The sequence below is a fragment of the Nocardioides bizhenqiangii genome (assembly GCF_034661235.1).
Taxonomy (GTDB): Bacteria; Actinomycetota; Actinomycetes; order Propionibacteriales; family Nocardioidaceae; genus Nocardioides; species Nocardioides bizhenqiangii.
The window spans coordinates 3,222,864-3,245,612 of record NZ_CP141059.1 but is presented as its reverse complement, the minus strand read 5'-3'; the positions used below and the strand labels follow the sequence as shown (position 1 = coordinate 3,245,612).

Sequence of the window (22,749 nt, the reverse complement as noted above, 5' to 3'; positions counted from 1 at the left end):
GCAGCTCGCCGCTCTCATGGGCCACGACTGGCTCTACAGCGAGGAGCAGTTCGCGGCGATCACGGCCGACCTCGAGCCCGCCGTCGTGATCGCCGGTGCCGGGTCGGGCAAGACGGCGGTGATGGCGGCACGCGTGGTCTGGCTGGTCGCCACGGGACAGGTCGCGCCGGGTGAGGTGCTCGGCCTGACCTTCACGACGAAGGCCACGGCCGAGCTGCAGCACCGGATCCGCTCCAGCCTGCTCCAGGCCGGCCTGCTGCCCGAGAGGGGGCCGCGGCTCCTCGCCCCCGACGAGACCGATGTCGAGGAGGACGCCGAGGAGCCGACCGTCGCGACGTACCACGCCTACGCCGCGGCGCTGCTCTCCGAGCACGGCCTCCGGATCGGTCACGAGCCCGACACCCGGTTGATCGCGGACGCGTCGCGCTACCAGCTGGCGGCTCGGGCGATCCAGCGGCACCAGCGACCGATCGGGCTGCTGACCGACAGCCCGACGCACGCGGTGCGCTACCTCCTCGCCCTGGACGCCGAGATGGCCGAGCACCTGGTCAGCCCCGATGAGGTCCGCGCCTATGACGCCGCCGAGCGGCCCCGCTTCGCTGTCGAGCTGGAGGCTCTGGAGGCGCAGCTCGCCGAGGGGAAACGGGTCAAGGGCAAGTCCGACCTGGTCCGCGACGCGATCGCGGCGATCGACAAGCGGGCCGAGCTGCTCGGTCTCGTCGACGACTACCGCGCCCTCAAGGCCCGGCTGGGGCTCATGGACTTCTCCGACCAGATCGCGCTCGCCGGCCGGCTGGCGCGTGACTGTCCCGAGGTCGGTGCGATCGAGCGCGGCAAGTTCAAGGTGGTGCTGCTCGACGAGTACCAGGACACCTCGGTCGCGCAGGCCACGATGCTGTCCCGGATCTTCGGAGACGGCCATCCGGTCACGGCGGTCGGCGACCCCAACCAGGCGATCTACGGCTGGCGCGGGGCGTCGGTGTCCAACATCCAGGAGTTCGGCAGGGACTTCCCGACGGTCGACGGCCGGCGCCCGTCATACTCCCTGACGGTCAACCGGCGCTCCGACGCCCGGATCCTCGCCACCGCCAACCACCTCGCGCGCGAGCTCTACGCCGGCCGCGAGCACGACCGGCTGCGGCCCGACGACGGCGTGGCGGACGGCGAGGTGCGGGTGGCCGTGCACGAGACCTCCGACGACGAGCTGGCGTGGCTCGCCGACCAGGTGCTCGCCGCCCACGACCAGGTGCCGTGGAAGGAGATCGGCGTCCTGACCCGCGACAACGCGTCGGCCGCGCTGGTGTTCGACGCGCTGACCGACCGCGAGATACCCGTCGAGATCGTCGGCCTCAAGGGGCTGCTCCGTCTGCCCGAGGTCGCCGAGGTGGTCGCGACGCTCGAGCTCGTCCAGGACGTGACGGCCAACCCCGCACTGCTGACGCTGCTGGCGGGGCCCCGGTGGGCCATCGGCGTTCGTGACCTGGCCCTGCTCGGCAGGCGCAGCGGCGAGCTGGTCGGCCAGCAGGGCCAGCAGAGCTTCGCCGACCTCGAGAGCCAGCTCGCTGCGGCCGTCGAGGGTGCAGACCCGCTCGAGATCCCGTCGCTGTGCGACGCGCTGGAGGACCCCGGTGACCTCGACTACTCGCCCGAGGCGCGGGCGAGGTTCGCGCTGCTGGCCGAGGAGCTCCGGGTGCTGCGCCGGTCGATCGGGGAACCGATCCTCGACCTGGTCCGCCGGATCATCGACGTCAACGGCATCGACGTCGAGCTGGCCTCGTCGGTGTCGCCGGCCGCCGCCGCCCGGCGCGAGAACCTCGATCTGTTCGTCCAGGCGGTCGCCGACTTCCAGGCGATCGACGGCCAGGTCACCCTGCCCGCCCTGCTCGCCTGGCTCGACGCCGAGGACGAGTTCGGGCAGGGCCTCGACGTGGCGACGCCGTCGGAAGCCGACTCGGTCAAGCTGCTGACCGTGCACCGCGCCAAGGGACTGGAGTGGGACGCGGTCTTCCTGGTCGGCGTGGTCAAGGACAGGTTCCCCGCCAACCGCGGCCGCTCGTCGTGGCTCAAGAGCCCGGAGGTGATGCCGGCGGCGCTGCGGGGCGACTCCGTCGACCTGCCCCAGCTCGCCGGCCACGACGCCGACGCGATCACCGACCTCAAGGAGCGCCGCAAGCGGCACCAGCAGGTCGAGGAGCTGCGGCTCGCGTACGTCGCCTGGACCCGCGCCCGCCACCACCACGCGGTGTCCTGCTGGCGATGGGCGCCCCACCTGAAGGGCGGACTGGGCCCGTCGCCCTACGTCGTCGACACACACGACGCGATCGAGACGTGGGGCGGGGTGCCGGAGCGGTGGGCCGATGTCGTGGAGAAGGGCGAGCCCAACCCGTACGCCGATCGCTCGGTCGACCTGCCGTGGCCGATCTTGCACCACACCCAGGAGGTCGACCGCCGGCTGGCCGCGGCCGAGCTGGTCCGCACCGCCGAGGATCCGATGCTCGACGACGTGCTGCTGCTCGAGCAGGTCCAGCAGTGGGACGACGAGATCGCCCGGTTGCTCGACGAGGCGGCACGTGAGCGCGCGCCCGAGACCGAGGTGCCGATGCCGACGAGCATCTCCGCGACCGCGCTCGCGCGGCTGCGCGACGACCCGGCGGCGTTCGCCGCCGACCGGGCCCGTCCGATGCCTCGGCAGCCGTCACCGGCGGCGCGGTTCGGCACCCGGTTCCACGCCTGGGTCGAGGCGAGGTTCGGGCAGCAGGAGCTGTTCGACCCCGACGACCTCCCCGGGCGTGCCGACGCGGGCATCGAGGACGACGAGGCGCTCAAGGAGGTCATCGCCGCCTTCGAGGCCGGCCCCTTCGCCACCCGTCCACCGTTCCAGATCGAGGCGCCGTTCGCGCTCGTGCTCGCCGGGCAGGTGGTCCGTGGCCGGATCGACGCCGTCTACGACGAGGGCGACGGCCGCTACCTGGTGGTGGACTGGAAGACGAACACCAGCCAGACCGCCGACCCGCTCCAGCTCGCGCTCTACCGGCTGGCGTGGGCCGAGCTGCGAGGCGTGGCCCTCGAGCAGGTGCGCGCCGCGTTCTACTACGTGCGCTCCGGCGAGCTGGTCGAGCCGGACGACCTGCCGGGTCGCGCAGAGCTGGAGCGGCTGGTCACTCCCGCACGACCCTGATCGCCGGCGGCGAGGCCAGCGACTGGCCGACCACGCAGTAGCGGTCCGTTGCCTTCGCCAGCCGTTCGAGGGTGGCGTCGTCGGCGTCGGTGGCGACGGTCAGGGTGAGCACGATCTCCTGGACGCCGATCGGGGCGGCGCGGTCGACGCCGAGGGTGCCGCGGGCGTCCCACCAGCCGTCGGCGGCCAACGAGGCCGAGCGGATCTCGATCCCCATCGCGGTGGCGACCGCGCGCAGGGTGACTCCGGCGCAGGCCAGCAGCGCCTCGAGCAGCAGGTCGGCCGAGCAGGCGTCCTCGCCGTCGCCACCCGCTGCGGGGTGGAGGCCCGCTCGCACCGGGCCGGCGAAGCCGTCGACGGTCGCCGTCACGCCGTGGTCGCGGTAGTCACCGCGCGCGGCGGCCGGCGTACGCGCCGACTCGGGGTCGGTCCGGTACTTCTCCTTGACCGGGGCCTGCGCGGCCCGCAGTGCTGCTGCGTCCATGCCTGATCATCGCCCACGACCTCGACGCCCGCGCCGTTCCTCTCCGGTCAGTGCCCCGAGATCAGGTCGGCGACCTTGGCGAGCGCGGACGTCGTCGCCCGGCCCCTTCCCTCGGACCGGTCCGCGGCGCGGTAGGCGCCGTAGATCGCCTGGACGGCCAGCCAGCGCAGCGGTTCGACCTCCCAGCGCCGGGTGCGGTGGCCGACCCAGGGCAGGCGGGTCAGGTCGGTGTCGCGCCCGAGGACCAGGTCGGCGAGGGTGCGACCGGCGAGGTTGCTCGTTGCGACGCCGGTCCCGACGTAGCCGCCTGCCCAGCCGAGGCCGGTCGCCCGGTCCAGGCTGACGGTCGACGACCAGTCCCGGGGCACGCCGAGGACGCCGGACCAGGCATGGCTCACCGGCACGTCGGCGAGCGGCGGGAAGAACTGCCGGAGCAACCGGGTCAGGCTCTCGATCGTGCGGTCATGGGTCCGGCCGTCGGCGTCGACGCGCGAGCCGTACCGGTAGGGCACCCCCCGGCCCCCGAAGGCGATCCGGTCGTCCGCGGTGCGCTGGGCGTACACGTAGACGTGCGCCAGGTCGCCCAGGGTCTCCCTGCCCTGCCAACCGATCCGGTCCCACACCTCCTGCGGGATCGGAGCGGTGGCGATCATGGAGGAGTTCATCGGCAGCCAGGTGCGGTGCTCACCCCGGATGCGCGCGGTGAAACCCTCGGTCGCTCGGATGACGTGCTCGGCGCGGACCGTGCCCCGCGCGGTCCGCGCCTGGCCGGGCAGGATCTCGTCGACCGTGGTCTCTTCGTGGATCACGACGCCGAGCCGCTCGGCCGCGGCTGCGAGGCCGGCCACCAGCTTGGCGGGATGGATCCGGGCGCAGTGCGGATGCCACGCCGCCCCCAGGGCGCCGGCGACGCCGACCCGAGCAGCGGTCTCCTCGGCCTCCATGAGTCGTACGTCGGTCGCCGGCCAGGCCGCCTCGGACGATGCCCAGGCTCGGGCCCGCTCGAGCTGTGCTGCGGTCCGGGCGACGGTGAGCTCGCCACCCTTGTGGATGTCCGCGTCGATGCCCGCGCGCTGCGCCACCGCGATGATCTCGTCGACGGTTGCGTTCATGGCGCGCTGCTGCTCGATGGCCGCGGCCCGACCGTGGGTGCGCTCGTACCGCTCCCGCCCGCCGGTCACCGTGTTGGTCACCCAGCCGCCGTTGCGACCCGATGCCCCGAAGCCGACGAACCGGCTCTCCAGCACCACGACCCGCAGGTCGGGCTGGGCGCGCTGGAGGTAGTAGGCCGTCCACAGGCCGGTGAAGCCGCCGCCGACGATGCACACGTCGGCGTCGGTGGACCCGGGCAGCGGGGGTCGCGTGGCGCCCGGCGACCCGAGCTGCTGCCACCAGAGCGAGACGCCGCCGTTGATGACCATGCCTGATCATGGCGCACCGGCACCGGGACCTAGGCTCGGCTCCGTGGACTTCGCGCACCTCGCCCTCACCCGCGACCCGCACGACCGGCTCGGTCTGCACCGCACCGACGACGCGTGGATCGACGCGCGGTGGGCCGACCCGACGGGGCGGGTGCTGGTGATCTCCGGCACCCGGGTCCGGCCGCGCGACGGCGGGATCGAGTGGTTGCCCACCGCGGAGGCGCCGGACGGCGTACGGGTCCTGCTCGGCGACCGCGACGGCACCACCTGGTGGGCGGTGATCGTCGACGCGGGGCTCGCGAAGGCCGAGCCGGACCAGTGGTTCCCCCTGCGGGGGCTGCTGCCGTACTTGAGCGGCGACGCGATCGGCGCGGCGCCGCTCGTGTTCCATGCACTCGGCCTGGCGGAGTGGCACTGGGTCACCCGTCACTGCGCTCGCTGCGGCGGCACCCTCACCCCGCGCGCCGCCGGGCACGAGCTGGTCTGCGAGCAGTGCGGCAAGCCGCAGTTCCCGCGGACCGACCCGGCGGTGATCATGCTGATCGCGGCAGGCGACCCGGGAAGCGACGAGGAGCGCTGCCTGCTCGGGCGCGGGCCGCAGTGGCCCGAGGGCAGGTTCTCGACCCTGGCCGGCTTCTGCGAGCCGGGCGAGACGCTCGAGGACGCGGTCCGGCGCGAGGTCCTCGAGGAGACGGGTGTGGTCGTGAGCGAGGTGAGCTACTTCGGCAACCAGCCGTGGCCGCTGCCGAGCAGCCTGATGCTGGGGTTCCTCGGCCGCGCGGTCACCGAGGAGATCCGGCTCGAGGACGACGACGTCGTCGAGGCGCGCTGGTTCACCCGCGCCGACATGCGCGAGCAGGCCGAGGCCGGCACCCTGGTGCTGCCCGGAGGAGTGTCGATCAGCCGGTCACTCGTCGAGCACTGGTACGGCGGCCCGCTGCCGGGCAGCTGGTGACGAGAAGATCAAGCGGCCGGTGCGGCGACCTTGTCCTTGACCTGGGCGACCGAGGGGTTGGTCAGCGCCGTACCGTCGGGGAAGACCAGGGTCGGCACCGTCTGGTTGCCGTTGTTGGCGGCCTCCACGACCTGCGCGGCTTCCGGGTACCGCTCGATGTCGACGATCTCGTAGGCGATGCCCTCACGGTCGAGCTGGCCCTTCAGGCGACGGCAGTAGCCGCACCAGGGGGTCGTGTACATCGTGAACGAGCTCATCGGGAAGTGTCGCCTCCGCGGTCTAGGGTCTCGGAACGTCGGGGAACCTGCCCGGTCGCTCCGCTCTCACACCGCCCAACCTGAAGCCATGAGGGGATGTTCCTGATCGTGACGAGGCACGGGTCACAGGCCGAGGAGCTGCTGAGCGCACTCGACCCCGAGCAGCGCCAGGTCGCGGAGGCGCTCCGTGGCCCGGTGCGCGTGCTCGCAGGTGCCGGCACCGGCAAGACCCGCGCGATCACCCATCGAATCGCGCACGGCGTCCAGACGGGCGTCTACGCGCCGACCGAGGTGCTGGCCGTGACGTTCACGACCCGCGCCGCCGGCGAGCTGCGCCACCGGTTGCGCCAGCTCGGCGCCCCCGGCGTCCAGGCCCGCACCTTCCACAGCGCGGCGCTCCGACAGCTGCGCTACTTCTGGCCCCACGTCAACGGCACCGAGCTGCCGACGCTGACCGAGTCGAAGCTCGGCATGCTCGCCGTCGCCACCCGCCGGCTGGGGCTGCGGGCCGACCAGGCGCTGCTGCGCGACCTCGCGTCCGAGATCGAGTGGGCCAAGGTGAGCAACGTCGGGCCCGACGACTACCCGCCGATCGCGGCGCAGCATGGTCGCGGCGTCTCCGACCAGCCGCCCGAGACCGTCAGCAAGGTCTTCAGCAACTACGAGGACGTCAAGCGCGAGCAGTCGCGGATGGACATGGAGGACGTGCTGCTGTTCACCGCAGGCGTGCTCGCGTCCGACGAGCGGGTCGCCGCGCAGGTCCGGCGGCAGTACAAGTGGTTCGTGGTCGACGAGTTCCAGGACGTCTCGCCGCTGCAGTCCGCGCTGCTCGACCTGTGGCTCGGTGGCCGCGACGAGCTCTGCGTGGTGGGCGACCCGGCACAGACGATCTACTCGTTCGCGGGCGCCGACGCGTCGTACCTCCGGGACTTCCCGAAGCGCTACCCCGGCACGACCTCGGTCGAGCTGGTCCGCAACTACCGTTCCACCCCGCAGGTCGTCGCGTCCGCCAACACGCTCCTCAAGGGGAGCCCCAGCGCCGGCGTCGAGCTGCGCTCCCAGCAGCAGGCCGGCCCGGCGGTGCGGTGCGTCGGGCATCCCGACGAGGTCGCCGAGGCGACGTACGTCGCCGACCAGGTCGCCGCCCTCCAGCGCAAGGGCACGCCGCCCGGCCAGATCGCCGTGCTGTTCCGGATCAACGCGCAGTCCGAGCACTTCGAGGACGCGCTGAGCGACCGCGGCATCCCCTACGTCGTCCGCGGCGCCGCCCGCTTCTTCGAGCGGGCCGAGGTGCGGGAGGCCGTCGTCCGGCTCCGTGGCGCCGCGCGCTCGGGTGAGACCGACGAGCTGCCGTGGCTCGAGGCGGTGCGCGGCGTGCTCGGCGGCATGGGCTGGACGGCCGAACCGCCGACCGGCCGCGGCCAGGTGCGCGACCGCTGGGAGTCGTGGCAGGCGCTGGTCACCCAGGCCGAGGAGTTCGGGAGCGAGCACACCGGCGCAGACCTCGCTGCCTTCGTCGAGGACCTGGACCGTCGCGCCGCCGAGCAGCACGCCCCGGCCGCCGACGGTGTCACGCTGGCGACCTTCCACGCGGCCAAGGGCCTCGAGTGGGACGCCGTGTTCTGCGCCGGCGTCCAGGACGGCACGCTGCCGATCACCTACGCCGATCGCGACGCGACCGTCGAGGAGGAGCGACGGCTGCTCTACGTCGGCATGACCCGGGCGCGCCGCGACCTCACCGTCACCTGGGCCGCGGCCCGCAACCCGGGTCAGGCCGCGCGCCGGCAGCCGTCCCGGTTCCTCACGCCGTTGCTGCCCGAGCGCGAGCAGGCGCAGCCGGGTGGTCGGGCCCGCAGCAAGGTCGCTCGCTGCCGCGAGTGCAGCCAGCCGCTCGGCACGGCCGCGGAGAAGAAGCGGGGACGGTGCTCCCACCACCCCGTGCGTTACGACGAGGGACTCTTCGACCGGCTCAAGGCCTGGCGGCTGGAGCGGGCACGCGACGACGAGGTGCCGGCGTACGTCGTCTTCACCGACGCCACCCTCGAGCTGATCGCCGAGCACAAGCCGGGCGACGAGCAGGCGCTGCGGGCGATCAACGGGGTGGGCCCGAGCAAGATCGAGAAGTACGGCGACGAGGTTCTGTCGCTCCTCAGCAACGACGTGTGAGTGCTGCGCCGCCGGTGGTCCAGACCACTTCGGAAAGAAAACTCCGAAATAGTCATTAAATGGTTTGCTCCTTACGCGGAACCGCCGCTAGCGTACTGCTCACGTACTGAAGACCTTGCGCTTCCAGGCCCTGGCAAGGCCCGCGCCCGATAGCCCCGAAGGAGGTGGCCACAGTGGAGAACAACACGATGCGAATCACCGCAGCGCCGCAGTCTGCTCGCGCGCTCGCGCTCCCGTGTGCCACCCCGGCCACCGATCTCCGGACGTACGACGTCCGGAGCGACGTGCGTTTCGGCACGGCGCAGGGTGCGGCCGCCCAGGCGATTTGGGCGAAGCGCGTTCGCGTGACCGCAACCCCCGTCATGGGACACGTCGGCTTCGCCGGCACCGTCCCGGGTTCTAGGACCTGGAGCCCACCGATCTGATCTCACAAGACTCAGCTCGGCAGCCTCCAGGCCGCGGAACCCGAAACCGGGATCCGCGGCCTTCGTGTTTCTCAGGGCCTGACAAACCCAGAGAAAACGAATCGCCGCAGACCCGGATCCGATGAAACGACCAACGCGATCAGGTCAGAAACGAGGAGGTGAAACATGACGACCAGTGTTCTCGAGCCCACGCTGAGCAACTTGCACGACGAGGCCGAGATCTACGTCGAGCTGGACGCCGACCGACTGCCGTGCCGGATCAACGACCCGGAACTGTGGTTCGCGGAGCTTCCCAGCGACGTGGAGTTCGCCAAGACCCTGTGCAAGGACTGCCCGGTCCAGCAGATGTGCCTGACCGGAGCGCTCGAGCGGCGTGAGCCCTGGGGTGTCTGGGGCGGTGAGCTCTTCCTGCAGGGAGCGGTGATCCCCCGCAAGCGGCCCCGCGGCCGGCCCCGCAAGGACGCCACCGCGGCGTAGCCACCCATCCTCCGAACCGGAATCAACAACGAACCCAATGACTCAGACCTTGAACTGGAGCAATCAGATGAACCTCATGAATGAAGACCTGGCACGCGCGCATATGTCCGCGCGCCTGGGAGAGGCGCAGCAGCTGCGCGAGGCCAAGTTGGCCCGCGCCCGTCGCGTCAGCCGCAAGGCTGAGCGCGCAGCGCAGCAGGCTCGCCTCGCCCTTGCTCGCGCTCTCTGACGAGAGGCAGTACCTCGGAGGACCTCCTCCGGGCACCTGATCGCGGGTGACAAGTAAGAAGGCCGGAGCACGACGCAACCCGTCGTGCTCCGGCCTTCGACATTTTTCAAATAGATTGATCCCCGTGCCGGTGACCTGCGACTACTGCGGGAGCGTGGCTCCGGGCGACGAACCCCCGCTGACCTGGACCGCGGCGGTCGAGCGCGGCCGGACCCGCCGCTACTGCGACACCTGCTCGCGCGAGCACCTCCGTGCGATGGAGAGCAAGCTCGAGTCCGAGTGGTGGTAGCGGTCGTCGAGTAGCCGTCGCGAGGGACGAGCGAGGGCGTATCGAGACGCGGTGAGGTGCCTGGGGTTCCGCGGTGTGCGTTCGCGTGCGGGCGTCTCGATACGCCCTCGCCTGGCGGCTCGGGCTATCGACGAGCGAGGGCGTATCGAGACGCGGTGAGGTGCCTGGGGTTCCGCGGTGTGCGTTCGCGTGCGGGCGTCTCGATACGCCCTCGCCTGGCGGCTCGGGCTATCGACGAGCGAGGCGGATCCTCATGGCAGGTCGAACAGCAGGTCCCACGCGCAACCGCAGTGAGGGTGCCGCAGCCAGCGAACGACCCGCGGTGCTTCGGTCGGGCCGAGGTCGACCGTGGCGGACCAGGTGCTCGGCTCGTCGCCCTCGAAGTAGCGGCAGAGGTCGCGCACCGCCCACGCCAGTGCGAGCCGGTCGAGCACCGGGTCGACCGGCTCGTCGCCGGTGGAGGCGAGCGCCGCCTGCTCCACCAGGAACGGCCGGCGTGGGTCGGCCTCGGCCTCGTGGGCGTCGATGCAGCGCAGGCAGGCGGTACGGCCCGGCTCGACGAACGGGCCGATCCGGCGGCCGATGCCGTCGCCACAGACCAACAGGTGCGGTGCGCCGGCCCGGACCAGTGGATCGATGGTCCCGCGGGTGATCGGACCGGAGGTGACCACCAGCCACACCGACGGTGAGGCGTCGTCCACGCCGAGCCCGGCCAGCGCCATCAGGTCGTCGAGGATCGCACGAGACGCCTCGCCGGCGCGGACACCGACCCGGTGACGGGCGCGTTCGGCCAGGCGACGCTGGCCGTCGGCGCCGTGCTGGGCCTGGGCGACGTCCAGGTCCGGGGTGACCCCCGCTGCGGTACGGAACGCCAGGCCGGCCGTCAGCAGGCTGTCGAGGGCGCGGACGGCGACCGGGGCCAGCTCACCGGGATCCGCGCCGGCGCGGAGCGCGTCGAGGAGAGCCCGAACCTCGGGCTGGTCCGGCACCCGGACCGCGTGGGGCGGGTGCAGGCCGACCTGGAGGGTGTCCTCATCCCGCCGTACGACCGGTGCGCCGGGCCGGAGCCGCAGCTCGACGGTCGTGGCGGACGTCGGTACGGGAGCCATGGATGCAGGCTGACACGGATCGGCGGCCGCCGTCGGTCGTCATCCACAGGGTCTCGACACGGCAGCGGGCGGCACCACCACGAGGGTGGGGCCGCCCGCTGCGGTTGTCTGAGGGGTGCTCAGGCCTTGCCGAGGATGCGGTTCAGGTTGGTCGAACACACGGGGCAGACGGCCTTCGCCATGCGGGTGCCCTTGTCGTTGACCTTGACCTCACCGCTCGCCTCGCGCTTCTCCTTGCACTTCACGCAGTAGAACTCACCGCTCCAGGTCTCCGCCATGACGGCCTCCTTGCTCATCTTCACTTCGGTCGTCGCGACGGGAGGGTATGGGGAAGCCCGCCGGGGTTCACGGCACGCGACCGCGAACCTCTCTGAGGCTACGGCACGCTCAACTCCAGGCGCAGTACCGTGCCCGGTATGTCTGAAATCAGTGCGCTGACCCATCTGCGGCTCGAACGGCCCATTTCGGGGGTCGCGATGCTCGTCCTGGACCTCCCGGAGATGCGCAACGCGATGAGCGACGAGATGACCGCGTCGTGGGTCCGGGCGGTCGACCACCTCGCCGACGACCCCGAAGTACGGGCGGTCGTGGTGACCGGGGAGGGCAGCGCGTTCTGCGCCGGCGGCAACACGTCCTGGATCGCGGGGGAGCCGGACGCCACCGTCGACCAGCTCCGGTCGCGGATGCTGCCGTTCTACCGCGCTTGGCTGTCGATCCGCCGGCTCGAGGTGCCGACCATCGCCGCGATCAACGGACCGGCCATCGGCGCCGGGCTGGCGATGGCGCTGGCGTGCGACATCCGGTACGCCGCTCGCGGGGCCCGGATGGGAGTGCCGTTCCTCCGGCTCGGCATGCACCCGGGCATGGCGACGACGTACCTCCTGCCGGACGTGGTCGGCCCGGCCGCGGCCCGTGACCTGCTGCTGACCGGCCGTCTGGTCGACGCCGACGAGGCGCTCGCCCTCGGCCTGGTGTCGCGGGTGCTGGAGCCCGACGGTTTCCGCGACCAGGTCGTCGCGACGGCGGCGGAGGTCGCCGCGACCGCGCCGATCGCCGCGCGGCTGACCAAGACTGCGCTGGCGCGGGGGCACGCGAGCATCGAGGCCTGCCTGGACTGGGAGGCGCTCGCGCAACCGGTGACGCTGGCGACCGCCGACCTGCAGGAGGGCATCCGGGCGGCGCAGGAGAAGCGGGCGCCGGCGTTCGAAGGCCGATGACCCACCCGCGCCGGGTTCGTAAGTCGCCATGCAGCCGCAACCCCTGACCGCCTCGACCGCGCGGCCGGCAGCGTGTCGCACCGCGGCGAAGCCGCACGGTGCGCAGCCCCTGGGCCGAGCTTGCGATGGCCCGGGTGGCAAGCACCGTCTGCGACACGCTCGGCCAGTGAAAAATGAAGTGACCCCCGGTTCGCTTCGCGCCGCTTGCCTTCCCCTTGCGAACGGCGGTGGCGACCCGGGGGCCCCATCTGCGGGCAACGCTAGGCAGCACGGGGAACCCGGTCAATCCACGGGGACCCCGTCCTGTGGACGAGCCTGTGGATGAGGATGTGGACGATGCGGAACCGCCGTGGAGAGACGGGGGAAATGGCTGTTCGGGCTGTGGACGAGGTGGGGAAATCGAGCACCCGGCGGACGCCGTACCTCCGTGTGACCAGCAACGACGCCGTCCCCCGCTCCTCCACCGGCTGTGGACAAAACATATTTGTGCCTGATTTTCGGTTGTCGGGGTCGGCTGCAAGGGTGATCCGGTGACCACCGCAGGCGACCCGTACGACGGCAGCCCGGTCGCCGCGCTGCGCCGGATCGCGTTCCTGCTCGAGCGGGGCCGTGCCGACACCTACAAGGTGCAGGCCTACCGCAAGGCGGCAGCCGCGATCCTGCCGCTGCCGGCCGACGAGGTGGCGCGGCGGGCGGCCGACGGCACCCTGACCGAGCTGGCCGGTGTCGGCAACAGCACCGCGCGGGTGATCAGCGACGCCGTTGCCGGGCGGGTCCCGGAGCGGCTGGCCGAGGCCGAGGAGCAGTACGGCGCTCTCCCCGCGGCCGGGGGCGAGCTCCTCCGCGGCGCCCTCCGCGGTGACCTGCACTCCCACTCCGACTGGTCCGACGGCGGCTCGCCCATCGAGGAGATGGCGATGACCGCGATCGAGCTCGGCCACGACTACCTGGTGCTCACCGACCACTCCCCGCGGCTCACGATCGCCCGGGGCCTGAGCGTCGAGCGGCTGACCCGTCAGCTCGACGTGGTCGAGGCGGTCAACAACCACCTGTCCGTGCTCGCCGGGCCGGAGCCGTCGAACCAGTTCCGGCTGCTCAAGGGCATCGAGGTCGACATCCTCGAGGACGGCGGCCTCGACCAGACCGAGGAGATGCTGGGCCGGCTCGAGGTACGGGTGGCCAGCGTCCACTCCAAGCTGCGTGCCGAGCGCGCGGTGATGACGAAGCGGATGCTCACGGCGATCCGCAACCCGTGGATGAACGTGCTCGGCCACTGCACCGGCCGCCTGGTGACCGGCAATCGCGGCAAGCGGCCGCCGTCGCAGTTCGACGCCCGCGCCGTCTTCGAGGCGTGCGCGGAGCACGACGTGGCGGTCGAGATCAACTCGCGTCCGGAGCGACGCGATCCACCGATGGAGCTGCTGGAGCTGGCGCGCGACATCGGGTGCCTGTTCTCGATCGACAGCGATGCCCATGCACCCGGCCAGCTCGACTTCCTCCTGTACGGCTGCGAACGGGCGGAGGCCGCGGGCATCGAGCCGGACCGGATCGTCAACACCTGGCCGGTGGACCGGTTGCTGGCCTGGGCGGCTGGTGGGCGGGGCTGAGGTCGGCAGTTGCGTCTCTTCCGCACGAGGCAGCTTTGCTCCGCCGACACGGCGCAGATCCGCTCCGCTCGCTGCGCTCGCTCTGCGGATTTGCGCCGGGTCGGCTGCGCCTCGCTGCGCTTGCGTGCTCGCGGGCTGGGGCACAGGTAGCGTTTCGGCATGGAGCCGGACGTTGAGGTACGCCGCTCGCGGCGGCGGCGCCGGACCGTGTCGGCCTATCTGGAGGACGACCGGATCGTCGTGCTGCTGCCCGACAACCTGTCGAAGGCCGAGGAGCGCGACTGGGTGCGCAAGATGGTGGCCCGGCTCCAGCGGCGTGAGGAGCGCGGCCGGCGCACCGACGAGGGTCTGATGCAGCGGGCGCACGAGCTCAACGACCGCTACCTCGGCGGGCTGGCCCAGCCGACGTCGGTCACGTGGGTGGCCAACCAGCGGTCGCGGTGGGGGTCGTGCACGCCCGGGGACCGCACCATCCGCCTGAGCGAACGGCTGCAGCGGATGCCGGACTGGGTCGTCGACTACGTCCTGGTGCACGAGCTCGCCCACCTGCTCGAGCCGGGCCACAACGAGGCGTTCTGGGGCTGGGTGGGGCACTACCCCCACACCGACAAGGCGAAGGGCTACCTGCTCGGCTGGTCCGAGGCGGCGCGGCTCGACCCGCCGCCGGGCAGCGAGCCGATCTCCACCGACGCCGACTAGGACGTCGACGAGTCAGACCAGCGAGCGCGCGATCCCGACCAGGTCCACCATCCCCGGCTCCAGCTCCGGGAGCGCGTCGACCGGCCACCAGCGCACGTCGAGCGACTCGTCGCTGGTGACCTCCCGCGCGGCCGGCGGCGCGATCGCGACGTAACGGACGTCGAGGTGGTGCACCTCTCCCCGCGGATCGCAGAACGGCACCGGGTGCACGTCGAGCTGCGCGGGCACCGGCACCAGACGGAGGTCGGGGATCCCGGACTCCTCCCGCGCCTCCCGCGCCGCCACCTCGGCCAGGGTCGGGTCGCCCGGCTCGGCGTGCCCACCGAACGCGAACCACCGCCTGGCCTTGCCGTGCAGGTTGAGCAGTACCCGCTCGCCCGCGCCGTCGATCACCAGCGCGCCGGCCGTGATGTGGTCGGGGTACGACGAGCGCCACATGCCGTCGCCCGCGCGCTCGAGGTGCGCGACGAACCGAGTGCGCAGTACGCCCTGTGCGGCGTCGGGCGCACTCCAGGCACGCAGCGTCGCCAGCGCGTCGTCTCGGAGGGTCACTCGCCGTCGGGGGAGTCGGAGGACTCGGGTGCCTCGGGTGCCTCGGGTGCCTCGGGTGCGTCCGGGACGTCGCCGTCGAGCAGCTTGCGCAGCTCCTCGTCGAACGCCTCCTCGGTGAGGTCGTCGGGCTGGGTGGCCTCGGCGCGGAAGGACAACGGGTCGTCGAGGTCGGCAGCGGTCGGCAGCAGGTCGGGGTGCATCCACACGCCGTCCCTCGCCTCCGCGCCGGACCGGGTCCGCAGCCCGCCCCACAGGGTCGAGGCGTCGCGCAGCCGGCGCGGCCGCAGCTCGAGGCCCACGAGCGCAGCGAACGTCTGCTCGGCCGGGCCACCGGCGGCGCGGCGCCGGCGTACCGCCTCGCGCAGCTTGGTCGCCGCGGGCATCCGCTCGGCCGTCGCCTGCCCGACCACCTCGTCGACCCAGCCCTCGACCAGCGCCAGCGCGATCTCGAGCCGGGACAGCGCCGCCTCCTGCTGGGGCGAGACCGGCGGCTCGAACAGCCCGCCCTCGAGCAGGCCCTGCGTCGACGCGGGGTCCATCGGGTTGATGCCACCCATCTGCTCCTGGATGCGCTCCTGCATCTGCTGCATGTCGAGCTCGAGGCCCTGCGCGTAGTCCGTCACCGCGCCGACCAGGTGCTCCCGCAGCCACGGCACGTGGGCGAACAGGCGCTGGTGGGCGGCCTCGCGCAGCGCGAGGTAGAGGAGGACGTCGTCCTCGGAGACGTCGAGGCCGTCGGCGAACTCCCGGACGTTGCTCATCACCAGCGCCGCCTTGCCGTGCGAGCCGAGCGGGAGGCCGATGTCGGAGGCGGTCAGCACCTCGCCGGCGAGGCCGCCGAGACCCTGTCCGATCTGCGAGGCGAGCATGCCGCCCACCGCCTGGCCGATGATGCCGAGCAGCGGTCCGGCTGCCCCCTGCATCTCCTGGGGGAGTGCGTTGCCGATGCCGCTGACCGACTTCGCCGCGACCGGCTCGACCAGCACCTTCCACACCGGGCGGGTCTCGACGACCCACTCGGCGCGGCTCCAGGCCGCGGTCGACGTCACCCCGGAGGGGAACTCGGTCGCCACGTCGAGCCAGTGGTCGGCGAGCTGGACCGCGTCGGCGACCCGGTCGTGGTCGCGCCGGCCGGGGGAGGGGTCGGGCTGCTGCGCGACCGCCGACCGGGCAAGGTCGTCGACGACCTTCCAGTTCAGCGGACCCTCGTGGGGCTCCATCATCGCCTTGAACTGGCTGATGATCTGGTTGAAGTCCATGCCGCCGGCGCCGCCGGCCAGGTTGCCGAGGTTGCCCAGGCCGGCCATCCCGCTGAGTGGTCCGCCGGCCGCGAAGAGGTGCTCGAACGGCGTGCCCTTGAACGGATTGGGCTCCTCGGGCTGTGCGGGATCGCCGGGGTCGGGATCGTTGCTCATGCCTCCAAACTACGCGGGATCGCCAACTCAGACGCCTCTAGGCTGTCCCCATGAGCAACCCCGCCGTCCGCCTCGTGGGCATCCAGGAGACGCCGCTCTCGGTCGACGACGTGTTGAAGAGCCTCGACGACGACGCGTCCGGCGGCCTGGTCGTCTTCGTCGGCCGGGTCCGCGACCACGACCAGGGCAAGGGCGTGACCGGGCTGTCCTACTCGGCGCACCCGAGCGCGCTCGACCGGCTGCAGGAGGTCTGCGCCCGCGTCGCCGAGGAGTACGACGTCAGCGGTGTCGCCGCCGTCCACCGGGTCGGCGACCTGGCCATCGGCGACCTCGCGGTCGTGGTGGCAACGACGGCCGGACACCGCGGGAGCTCGTTCGAGGCGAGCCGTGCGCTCATCGACACCCTCAAGGCCGAGGTGCCGATCTGGAAGCACCAGCTGTTCACCGATGGCACGGAAGAGTGGGTCGGCGCGCCGTAGTCGACCGGCCCGAGCGCCGACGTACTCTCGCCAGGTGGAGATCCTCTTCTGGCTGGTGCCCGCCGGCGTCGTCACGCTCGTGACGATGCTGTGGGTCGGCTGGTGGGGTCGTGAGGGACGCGGTGAGGTCGACCGCGAGACCGCCGCGCGTCGGTTGGGTGAGGCGCTGGGCCGCGAGCAGAAGCGGCGTCCTGGCTACGCCGTGGCCCGTCGTACCCCCGACCGCAGCACCGGCGTCGCGCTCCGTCCGTCACGGATGCGCCCGACCGTGCTGCCGACCCTGAGCGAGCCGGCGGAGCCGTCGACGGCTCCCATCGAGGAAGAGCCCCCGACCGGCGACCGCCGCGCCTCCTAGCCGAACCATCGGAGATCCGGTCCCGGCCGCCTTGGCGTCGGGTGAGAAGGTATCGCCATGACCCAGCGGTGGATCGCCTTCGCCTTCGCGGCGCCGCTGACCCTCCTCCTCCTGGTGCTGGCGGCGTTCGTGCCGCTTCCGTACTCCGTCTACAGTCCCGGCCCGACCTTCGACGTGCTCGCGAAGGACGGCAACGAGTCGGAGATCATCCAGGTCGACGGGCACGAGACCTTCCGCGACGACGGCGAGATCCGGTTCACCACCGTCCAGACCTCCGGGCGCGACGACAAGAAGTCGCTTGTCGAGGCGCTCGCGGCGTGGATCGACGGCGACCAGGCCGTGATCCCGTACGACATCGCTCACCCGCCCGACCAGACCGCCGAGGACGAGCGACGTCAGGGCGCGGTGTCGATGGTCGGCTCCCAGGACACCGCCGTGGCGACCGCCCTGCGCGAGCTCGACTACGAGGTGCCGACCGCGCTGCAGGTCGCCTTCGTCGAGGAGGACGGCGCCGCGTTCGGGGAGCTGCGCGTCCGCGACAAGCTCTTGGAGATCGATGGCGAGCCGCTGGACGCCACCGGGGAGAAAGATGTCGCACAGCAGCTCGTGGACGGCATCCAGCGCCACGGCCCCGGCGACCCGGTCGAGCTGCTCGTCGAACGCGGCGACACGAAACTCACGGTCGAGATCGAGCCGCGCGAGGTCGACGGACAGATGCGGATCGGCATCACCCCGGGACTCGGCTACGACTTCCCGTTCGACGTGTCGATCCGGGTCGACGACTCGATCGGCGGCCCGAGCGCGGGCCTGATGTTCTCACTGGCGATCTACGACACGCTCACGCCGGGCTCGTTGACCGACGGCGAGATCATCGCCGGCACGGGTGAGCTCGCCGACGACGGCAGCGTCGGCGCGATCGGCGGCATCCAGCAGAAGATCGCGGGCGCCGAGGATGCCGATGCCGAGCTGTTCTTCGTGCCCGCTGACAACTGCCCCGACGTCGCCGGCCTCGACACCGACCTGACCCTGGTCAAGGCCACCACGATGCCGCAGGCGCTCGAAGACCTCGAGGCGTGGGCCGCCGACCGCGACGCCGACCTGCCGAGCTGCTGAGCGGACAACTGGACATGGACTTCGAGCTCGAGATCGATCCCGCGCTGGCGGCCGCCGTGCTGGAGATAGAGAAGCATCACGCCGACGCCGGATGGGACCAGCCGGCGCGGCTGTACGCCCTCGTCGACACCTCCCGGCTGGTGGCGCACGAGCCGGCCCTGGCTTCCGCCTTGGGTCTCGACGAGCCCCGGGAGCGCGGCTCGCTGACCCCGATCGAGCAGGATGCGCTGGACGCCGGGCAGGAGCTCGAAGAGCTCCTGCCGTCGATCAGCTGGCCGGACGGTGTCGTCGGTTGCGCCGCCGTCGTCGAGCGGCTGGTGCTGCCGCCGGCCGCGGACGGCCAGATCCCCGACGACCCGGCGGAGGCGGTGGAGTTCGCCCGCGAGCACCCCGACCGCCAGGAGGTCAGGATCGTTGCCGGCGTGACCCGGCACGCCGCGTCGTACTGCGCCGTGCGGTTGCGCGCACACGACGAAGACGCTTCGGTGATGGGCGGGCCGGACCTCGTCCCGAGCCTGCTTGCCCTGCTGCGAGCCACACTTGAGGACGAGTCCGATGAATCAGGGGAGACAACACAGTGAGCGACCTGTTCGATGACGAGCCCGGGGACGTCGAGACCCGGCGGCCCGGCAGTCGTGCCCGCGCGCTGGTCATCACCGGCGTCGTGCTGGTGGTGGGGTTCTTCGCGCTGACGACGTTCGCGACGATCTACACCGACCGGCTCTGGTACGACGAGGTCGGCTACGGACAGGTCTTCAGCACCATGCTGTGGACCCGCATCGGCCTGTTCCTCGTCTTCGGCCTGTTCATGGCCGCGGCGGTCGCCGTCAACATGTACCTCGCCTACCGCTTCCGACCGCTGTTCCGGATCCCCGGCGGCGACGGCAGCGTCGACCGCTACCGCGACGCCGTCACCCCGATCCGCACCTGGCTGCTCGCGGGAGTGGCGACCGTGGTCGGCATCTTCGCCGGCACGTCCGCGCTCGGCAACTGGCGCACCTACCTGCTCTGGCGGCACTCCCAGCCGTTCGACCAGAAGGACGCCTACTTCGACAAGGACATCAGCTTCTACGTGTTCAGCCTGCCGTGGTGGCACTACGTCGTGGACTTCGTGATGGCTGCGGCGGTCGTCGCGATCCTCGCCACGGCCGTCGTCCACTACCTGTACGGCGGCATCCGGCTGCAGGTGCAGCACGACCGCCTCTCCGGCGCGGCACAGGTGCAGTTCTCCGTGCTGCTCGGCATCTTCGTGCTGGCCAAGGGCGTGGACTACTACCTGGACCGCTTCGACCTGGTGACCAACGACAACTCGCTCTTCACCGGGATGAACTACACCGGCGAGAACGCGCTGCTGCCTGCCCGGAACATCCTGATGGGCGTCGCGCTGATCTGCGCCGTGCTCTTCTTCCTCAACATCTGGCGCCGCACCTGGCAGCTGCCGTCCGTGGGGCTCGCGCTGCTCGTGCTCTCCGCGATCCTGCTCGGCATGATCTGGCCGGCGATCGTCCAGAACTTCCAGGTCAAGCCGACCGAGGCGGACAAGGAAGAGACGTACATCCAGGAGAACATCGACGCCACGACGCAGGCCTACGACATCGCCGATGTCGAGTCCGAGGACTATCAGGCGATCCCCGACGAGAGTGCGATCCCCGACGACGCCAGGGCCCTGACGGCCCTGCAGTCCCAGCTCGACCAGGTGCCGGTCGTCGACCCGAAGCAGGTCCGCGAGACCTTCGAGCAGACCCAGCAGCCCCAGGTCTACTACTCCGTCGCGCCGGTGCTCGACGTCGACCGCTACAAGCTCACCGACCCCGAGTCGGGGCAGGTCGTCGAGACGCCGCTGGTGCTCGGCGTACGGGAGCTCGACCAGGACGAGATCGCCGATCGCAACTGGTCGAACCTGCACACCGTCTACACCCACGGCGAGGGCATCATCGCGGCGTACGCCAACGAGGTGCCGGCCACGGGCGACAGCGGCAACATCCGGTGGGCGGAGGGCATCGACTCCGATGACAACGTCTTCACCGAGCAGGAGGGCTTCGAGCCCCGCGTCTACTACGGCGAGCAGAGCCCGGAGTACTCCGTGGTCGGCAAGTCCTCGGAGGATGCCGACGACGTCGAGCTCGGCATGAACAGCGCCGACGAGGAGGAGGAGCAGGCGACGACGTACGACGGCGACGGCGGCGTGGACGTCGGCAGCACCTTCCGCCAGCTGATGTACGCCGTCAAGTTCGGTGAGACCAACTTCCTGCTGTCCGGCCGGGTAAACGGAAGCTCGCGCGTGCTCTACAACCGCGACCCGCAGACCCGCGTCGAGAAGGTCGCTCCGTGGCTGACGGTCGACGGCGACCCCTACCCGGCAGTGATCGACGGCCGGATCCAGTGGATCCTCGACGGCTACACCACCACGGACCGCTACCCGAACTCGCAGCGCGAGTCGTTCGAGTCCATGATCGACGACTCGCTCCAGGACGACACCGGGCTGCAGACCATCCCGACCGACGAGATCAACTACATGCGCTCGGCCGTGAAGGCGACCGTTGACGCCTACGACGGCACGGTCACGCTCTACGCCTGGGACGAGGAGGACCCGATCCTCCGCACGTGGATGAGTGCCTTCCCCGGCACGGTGAAGCCGCGGGCGGAGATCCCGGACCCGTTGATGGAGCACCTGCGCTACCCCGAGGACCTGTTCAAGGTGCAGCGCTACCAGCTCGCCCGCTACCACGTGACCGACGCCAGCGACTTCTACGAGGGCAGCGAGCGGTGGGAGGTCCCGGCCGATCCGGAGCAGACCGGCGCCCTGCAGCCGCCGTACCGGGTCTTCACCGGCACCACTGCGACCGACAGTGGTCAGTGGTCGCTCACCTCGGTGTTCGTGCCGCGGGGCAAGGGCAACCTGGCGTCGTTCGTGTCGGTCGACTCCGACATCGACGCCAACACCGCGGAGGAGTACGACAGCTTCGGTCAGATCCAGGTGCTCAATGTCAGCGACGCCAACGCCGACGGTCCCGGTCAGGTGGCGAACGAGATGCAGCAGGACGAGGGCGTCAGCGACACGCTGCAGCAGTTCCGCGTCCAGGGCGCGACACCACCGGTGTTCGGCAACCTGCTGACGGTGCCCCTCAGCAGCGGACTCATCAACATCCAGCCGGTCTACGCGGTGCGGCCGGGAGCGACCTCGAGCTTCCCGATCCTTCAGTACGTCATCGTGCGCTACGGAGCGGACGTCGGGATCGGCCGCGACATCCCGCTCGCCCTCGCCGACGCCCTCGGCCTCGAGGCGCAGGACGACGAGAACGACAACGGCCAGAACCCGGGCGACAACAACGGCCAGAACAACGGCCAGGGGCCGGGCGGCCAGCCAGGCGAGGAGCAGACGCCTGAAGAGCGGATCGCGGAGCTTCTGCAAGATGCCAGCGACCTGTTCGACCGGGCCGAGGAGGCCCAGAGCCGCAATGACACCGCAGAGTGGGCCGAGCTGCTCGAGCAAGCCGAGGAGAAGGTGCGGCAGGCTCTCACGATCTCCGCGCAGCGCGACGGGGGCGACCAACCCGGAGACCAGCCGACCGAGCCGACCGACGAGTCGACCGGAGAGTGATCGGGATCGCCGGTTTCGATTTGGAGCGGCCTCGTCCAATGCTCTAACGTTGGGTTCGCCGACGCGGGGTGGAGCAGTTCGGTAGCTCGCTGGGCTCATAACCCAGAGGTCGCAGGTTCAAATCCTGCCCCCGCTACAAAGTAAGAGAGCAGGTCAGAGGCGGTTTGCGGAGAGATCCGAGAACCGCCTCTGGCGTTCCTCGACCGCTGTTTGTCCGCATCTGCAAGCAGTCGGCGCGCGCGAGGGTGGTCGCGGCGTCCCGTGGCTCGGCCACGAGCTGAGCGTGGCGTCCTACACGAATCTGGATACGCCGGGACATCCGGGGACGAGCTGAGCCCGGCGTGGACGTCGTTTCGGCGGCATTTTGACCGTGACCTCTGGGTCATTTGCAAAGCAACCAAGCGTGCTCGCATGAGTCTGGGCCGTCTGCTGCACCGATTGCCGACTGTCCTTCTAGGGCCGGTCCGGTGATCAGTCTGGTGAGTGGGCGCCTCGGCCGCCGCATGGCAAAATCGGGCATCGGGACGGATTAGTAGTCCGTCGTGAAGGCGCTGCCTGGAACTCGCTGAATGTCAGGTGCTGCATTACGAGCGGACCTCGAGCGGCGAATCCCAGAGGTAGATGCTCGCCAACGCTCATGCACTCGGCATCAAAGCTGCCTTGGAAGCGCGCGAGAAAATAAAGGTGCGCCACCAGAAATCCTGATGGATCTCCGATCCTC

Annotated in this window: 21 protein-coding genes and 1 tRNA gene; 15 read left to right on the top strand and 7 right to left on the bottom strand. The window is 71.1% G+C overall.

Translation table 11 applies throughout. The features are described from left to right. Positions 1–16: 16 nt before the first annotated feature. Positions 17–3,178 (top strand): ATP-dependent helicase, encoded by a 3,162-nt coding sequence (locus SHK19_RS15835; RefSeq protein WP_449867070.1) that lies wholly within the window; start codon positions 17–19, stop codon positions 3,176–3,178. On the opposite strand, the gene SHK19_RS15830 is transcribed toward SHK19_RS15835, so the two are convergent. Together SHK19_RS15830 and SHK19_RS15825 are read right to left on the bottom strand one after the other, a co-directional pair. Continuing rightward, positions 3,159–3,662, bottom strand: coding sequence for an OsmC family protein (locus SHK19_RS15830; RefSeq protein ID WP_322936812.1), 504 nt, complete (start codon positions 3,660–3,662; stop codon positions 3,159–3,161). The two genes, SHK19_RS15835 and SHK19_RS15830, sit on opposite strands and share 20 nt — an antisense overlap. A 47-nt stretch (positions 3,663–3,709) precedes the next feature. Continuing rightward, the gene (locus SHK19_RS15825; RefSeq protein ID WP_322936811.1) at positions 3,710–5,083 is read right to left on the bottom strand and encodes an NAD(P)/FAD-dependent oxidoreductase; all 1,374 of its coding nucleotides are present in this window, start codon (positions 5,081–5,083) and stop codon (positions 3,710–3,712) included. A gap of 43 nt (positions 5,084–5,126) precedes the next feature. Here SHK19_RS15825 and nudC point away from each other — a divergent pair, with 43 nt between their 5' ends. Then, positions 5,127–6,038, top strand: a complete 912-nt coding sequence (gene nudC, locus SHK19_RS15820; RefSeq protein ID WP_322936810.1) for an NAD(+) diphosphatase — start codon at positions 5,127–5,129, stop codon at positions 6,036–6,038. Positions 6,039–6,046: 8 nt separating this feature from the next. Here nudC and SHK19_RS15815 read toward each other — a convergent pair whose 3' ends face one another. After that, entirely contained in the window at positions 6,047–6,295 is a 249-nt protein-coding gene (locus SHK19_RS15815) for a mycoredoxin (RefSeq protein ID WP_322936809.1), read from the bottom strand. Positions 6,296–6,403: 108 nt separating this feature from the next. Here SHK19_RS15815 and SHK19_RS15810 point away from each other — a divergent pair, with 108 nt between their 5' ends. The 4 genes from SHK19_RS15810 to SHK19_RS15795 all read left to right on the top strand — a co-directional run bounded on the left by SHK19_RS15810 (position 6,404) and on the right by SHK19_RS15795 (position 9,881). Continuing rightward, positions 6,404–8,461 (top strand): ATP-dependent helicase, encoded by a 2,058-nt coding sequence (locus SHK19_RS15810; RefSeq protein WP_322936808.1) that lies wholly within the window; start codon positions 6,404–6,406, stop codon positions 8,459–8,461. Positions 8,462–9,051: 590 nt separating this feature from the next. Continuing rightward, positions 9,052–9,363 (top strand): WhiB family transcriptional regulator, encoded by a 312-nt coding sequence (locus SHK19_RS15805; protein WP_322456036.1) that lies wholly within the window; start codon positions 9,052–9,054, stop codon positions 9,361–9,363. Positions 9,364–9,400: 37 nt separating this feature from the next. After that, the gene (locus SHK19_RS15800) at positions 9,401–9,592 is read left to right on the top strand and encodes a hypothetical protein (RefSeq protein ID WP_322456035.1); all 192 of its coding nucleotides are present in this window, start codon (positions 9,401–9,403) and stop codon (positions 9,590–9,592) included. 124 nt (positions 9,593–9,716) lie between these two features. Continuing rightward, positions 9,717–9,881, top strand: a complete 165-nt coding sequence (locus tag SHK19_RS15795; protein ID WP_322456034.1) for a hypothetical protein — start codon at positions 9,717–9,719, stop codon at positions 9,879–9,881. 251 nt (positions 9,882–10,132) lie between these two features. On the opposite strand, the gene SHK19_RS15790 is transcribed toward SHK19_RS15795, so the two are convergent. Beyond that, positions 10,133–10,990, bottom strand: a complete 858-nt coding sequence (locus tag SHK19_RS15790) for a hypothetical protein (RefSeq protein WP_322456033.1) — start codon at positions 10,988–10,990, stop codon at positions 10,133–10,135. Between the two features lie 119 nt (positions 10,991–11,109). Beyond that, complete coding sequence (locus SHK19_RS15785; protein WP_188113260.1) at positions 11,110–11,268, bottom strand: DUF5679 domain-containing protein; 159 nt, start codon at positions 11,266–11,268, stop codon at positions 11,110–11,112. A 138-nt stretch (positions 11,269–11,406) separates the two neighbouring features. On the opposite strand from SHK19_RS15785, the gene SHK19_RS15780 reads away from it, so the two are divergent. From SHK19_RS15780 to SHK19_RS15770, 3 genes are all read left to right on the top strand, one after another. After that, a complete protein-coding gene (locus tag SHK19_RS15780; RefSeq protein WP_322936807.1) occupies positions 11,407–12,207 on the top strand; it encodes an enoyl-CoA hydratase/isomerase family protein in 801 nt (266 codons plus the stop codon). Positions 12,208–12,737: 530 nt separating this feature from the next. Further along, positions 12,738–13,814, top strand: coding sequence for a PHP domain-containing protein (locus SHK19_RS15775; RefSeq protein ID WP_322936806.1), 1,077 nt, complete (start codon positions 12,738–12,740; stop codon positions 13,812–13,814). Positions 13,815–13,973: 159 nt separating this feature from the next. Beyond that, the gene (locus SHK19_RS15770) at positions 13,974–14,513 is read left to right on the top strand and encodes a M48 metallopeptidase family protein (RefSeq protein ID WP_322456030.1); all 540 of its coding nucleotides are present in this window, start codon (positions 13,974–13,976) and stop codon (positions 14,511–14,513) included. A 12-nt stretch (positions 14,514–14,525) separates the two neighbouring features. Here SHK19_RS15770 and SHK19_RS15765 read toward each other — a convergent pair whose 3' ends face one another. Further along, positions 14,526–15,065 (bottom strand): NUDIX hydrolase, encoded by a 540-nt coding sequence (locus tag SHK19_RS15765; protein ID WP_322456029.1) that lies wholly within the window; start codon positions 15,063–15,065, stop codon positions 14,526–14,528. Next, positions 15,062–16,480, bottom strand: a complete 1,419-nt coding sequence (locus SHK19_RS15760) for a zinc-dependent metalloprotease (protein WP_322936805.1) — start codon at positions 16,478–16,480, stop codon at positions 15,062–15,064. The genes SHK19_RS15765 and SHK19_RS15760 overlap by 4 nt, the downstream gene beginning before the upstream one ends. A gap of 50 nt (positions 16,481–16,530) precedes the next feature. Between SHK19_RS15760 and SHK19_RS15755 the strand changes: the two genes are divergently transcribed. The 6 genes from SHK19_RS15755 to SHK19_RS15730 all read left to right on the top strand — a co-directional run bounded on the left by SHK19_RS15755 (position 16,531) and on the right by SHK19_RS15730 (position 22,164). Further along, complete coding sequence (locus tag SHK19_RS15755) at positions 16,531–16,959, top strand: molybdenum cofactor biosynthesis protein MoaE (protein ID WP_322456027.1); 429 nt, start codon at positions 16,531–16,533, stop codon at positions 16,957–16,959. Positions 16,960–16,993: 34 nt separating this feature from the next. Then, a complete protein-coding gene (locus SHK19_RS15750) occupies positions 16,994–17,314 on the top strand; it encodes a hypothetical protein (protein ID WP_322936804.1) in 321 nt (106 codons plus the stop codon). A gap of 57 nt (positions 17,315–17,371) precedes the next feature. After that, positions 17,372–18,427 (top strand): YlbL family protein, encoded by a 1,056-nt coding sequence (locus tag SHK19_RS15745; RefSeq protein ID WP_322456025.1) that lies wholly within the window; start codon positions 17,372–17,374, stop codon positions 18,425–18,427. A 14-nt stretch (positions 18,428–18,441) separates the two neighbouring features. Further along, complete coding sequence (locus SHK19_RS15740; RefSeq protein ID WP_322456024.1) at positions 18,442–19,008, top strand: PPA1309 family protein; 567 nt, start codon at positions 18,442–18,444, stop codon at positions 19,006–19,008. Next, positions 19,005–22,028, top strand: coding sequence for a UPF0182 family membrane protein (locus SHK19_RS15735; protein WP_322936803.1), 3,024 nt, complete (start codon positions 19,005–19,007; stop codon positions 22,026–22,028). Before SHK19_RS15740 ends, SHK19_RS15735 begins: the two co-directional genes overlap by 4 nt. A gap of 62 nt (positions 22,029–22,090) precedes the next feature. Beyond that, positions 22,091–22,164: transfer RNA gene (locus tag SHK19_RS15730), tRNA-Met, on the top strand. The last annotated feature ends 585 nt before the right edge of the window (positions 22,165–22,749 follow it).

Excerpts from the sequence above, each read along its gene's own strand:
- SHK19_RS15755 (WP_322456027.1), top strand. The coding sequence starts at position 16,531 with ATGAGCAACCCCGCCGTCCGCCTCGTGGGCATCCAGGAGACGCCGCTC.
- SHK19_RS15785 (WP_188113260.1), bottom strand. The coding sequence starts at position 11,268 with ATGGCGGAGACCTGGAGCGGTGAGTTCTACTGCGTGAAGTGCAAGGAG.
- SHK19_RS15745 (WP_322456025.1), top strand. The coding sequence starts at position 17,372 with ATGACCCAGCGGTGGATCGCCTTCGCCTTCGCGGCGCCGCTGACCCTC.
- SHK19_RS15815 (WP_322936809.1), bottom strand. The coding sequence starts at position 6,295 with ATGAGCTCGTTCACGATGTACACGACCCCCTGGTGCGGCTACTGCCGT.
- SHK19_RS15825 (WP_322936811.1), bottom strand. The coding sequence starts at position 5,083 with ATGGTCATCAACGGCGGCGTCTCGCTCTGGTGGCAGCAGCTCGGGTCG.
- SHK19_RS15740 (WP_322456024.1), top strand. The coding sequence starts at position 18,442 with ATGGACTTCGAGCTCGAGATCGATCCCGCGCTGGCGGCCGCCGTGCTG.
- SHK19_RS15830 (WP_322936812.1), bottom strand. The coding sequence starts at position 3,662 with ATGGACGCAGCAGCACTGCGGGCCGCGCAGGCCCCGGTCAAGGAGAAG.
- SHK19_RS15780 (WP_322936807.1), top strand. The coding sequence starts at position 11,407 with ATGTCTGAAATCAGTGCGCTGACCCATCTGCGGCTCGAACGGCCCATT.
- SHK19_RS15835 (WP_449867070.1), top strand. The coding sequence starts at position 17 with ATGGGCCACGACTGGCTCTACAGCGAGGAGCAGTTCGCGGCGATCACG.
- SHK19_RS15800 (WP_322456035.1), top strand. The coding sequence starts at position 9,401 with ATGACTCAGACCTTGAACTGGAGCAATCAGATGAACCTCATGAATGAA.
- SHK19_RS15760 (WP_322936805.1), bottom strand. The coding sequence starts at position 16,480 with ATGAGCAACGATCCCGACCCCGGCGATCCCGCACAGCCCGAGGAGCCC.
- SHK19_RS15805 (WP_322456036.1), top strand. The coding sequence starts at position 9,052 with ATGACGACCAGTGTTCTCGAGCCCACGCTGAGCAACTTGCACGACGAG.
- SHK19_RS15790 (WP_322456033.1), bottom strand. The coding sequence starts at position 10,990 with ATGGCTCCCGTACCGACGTCCGCCACGACCGTCGAGCTGCGGCTCCGG.
- SHK19_RS15770 (WP_322456030.1), top strand. The coding sequence starts at position 13,974 with ATGGAGCCGGACGTTGAGGTACGCCGCTCGCGGCGGCGGCGCCGGACC.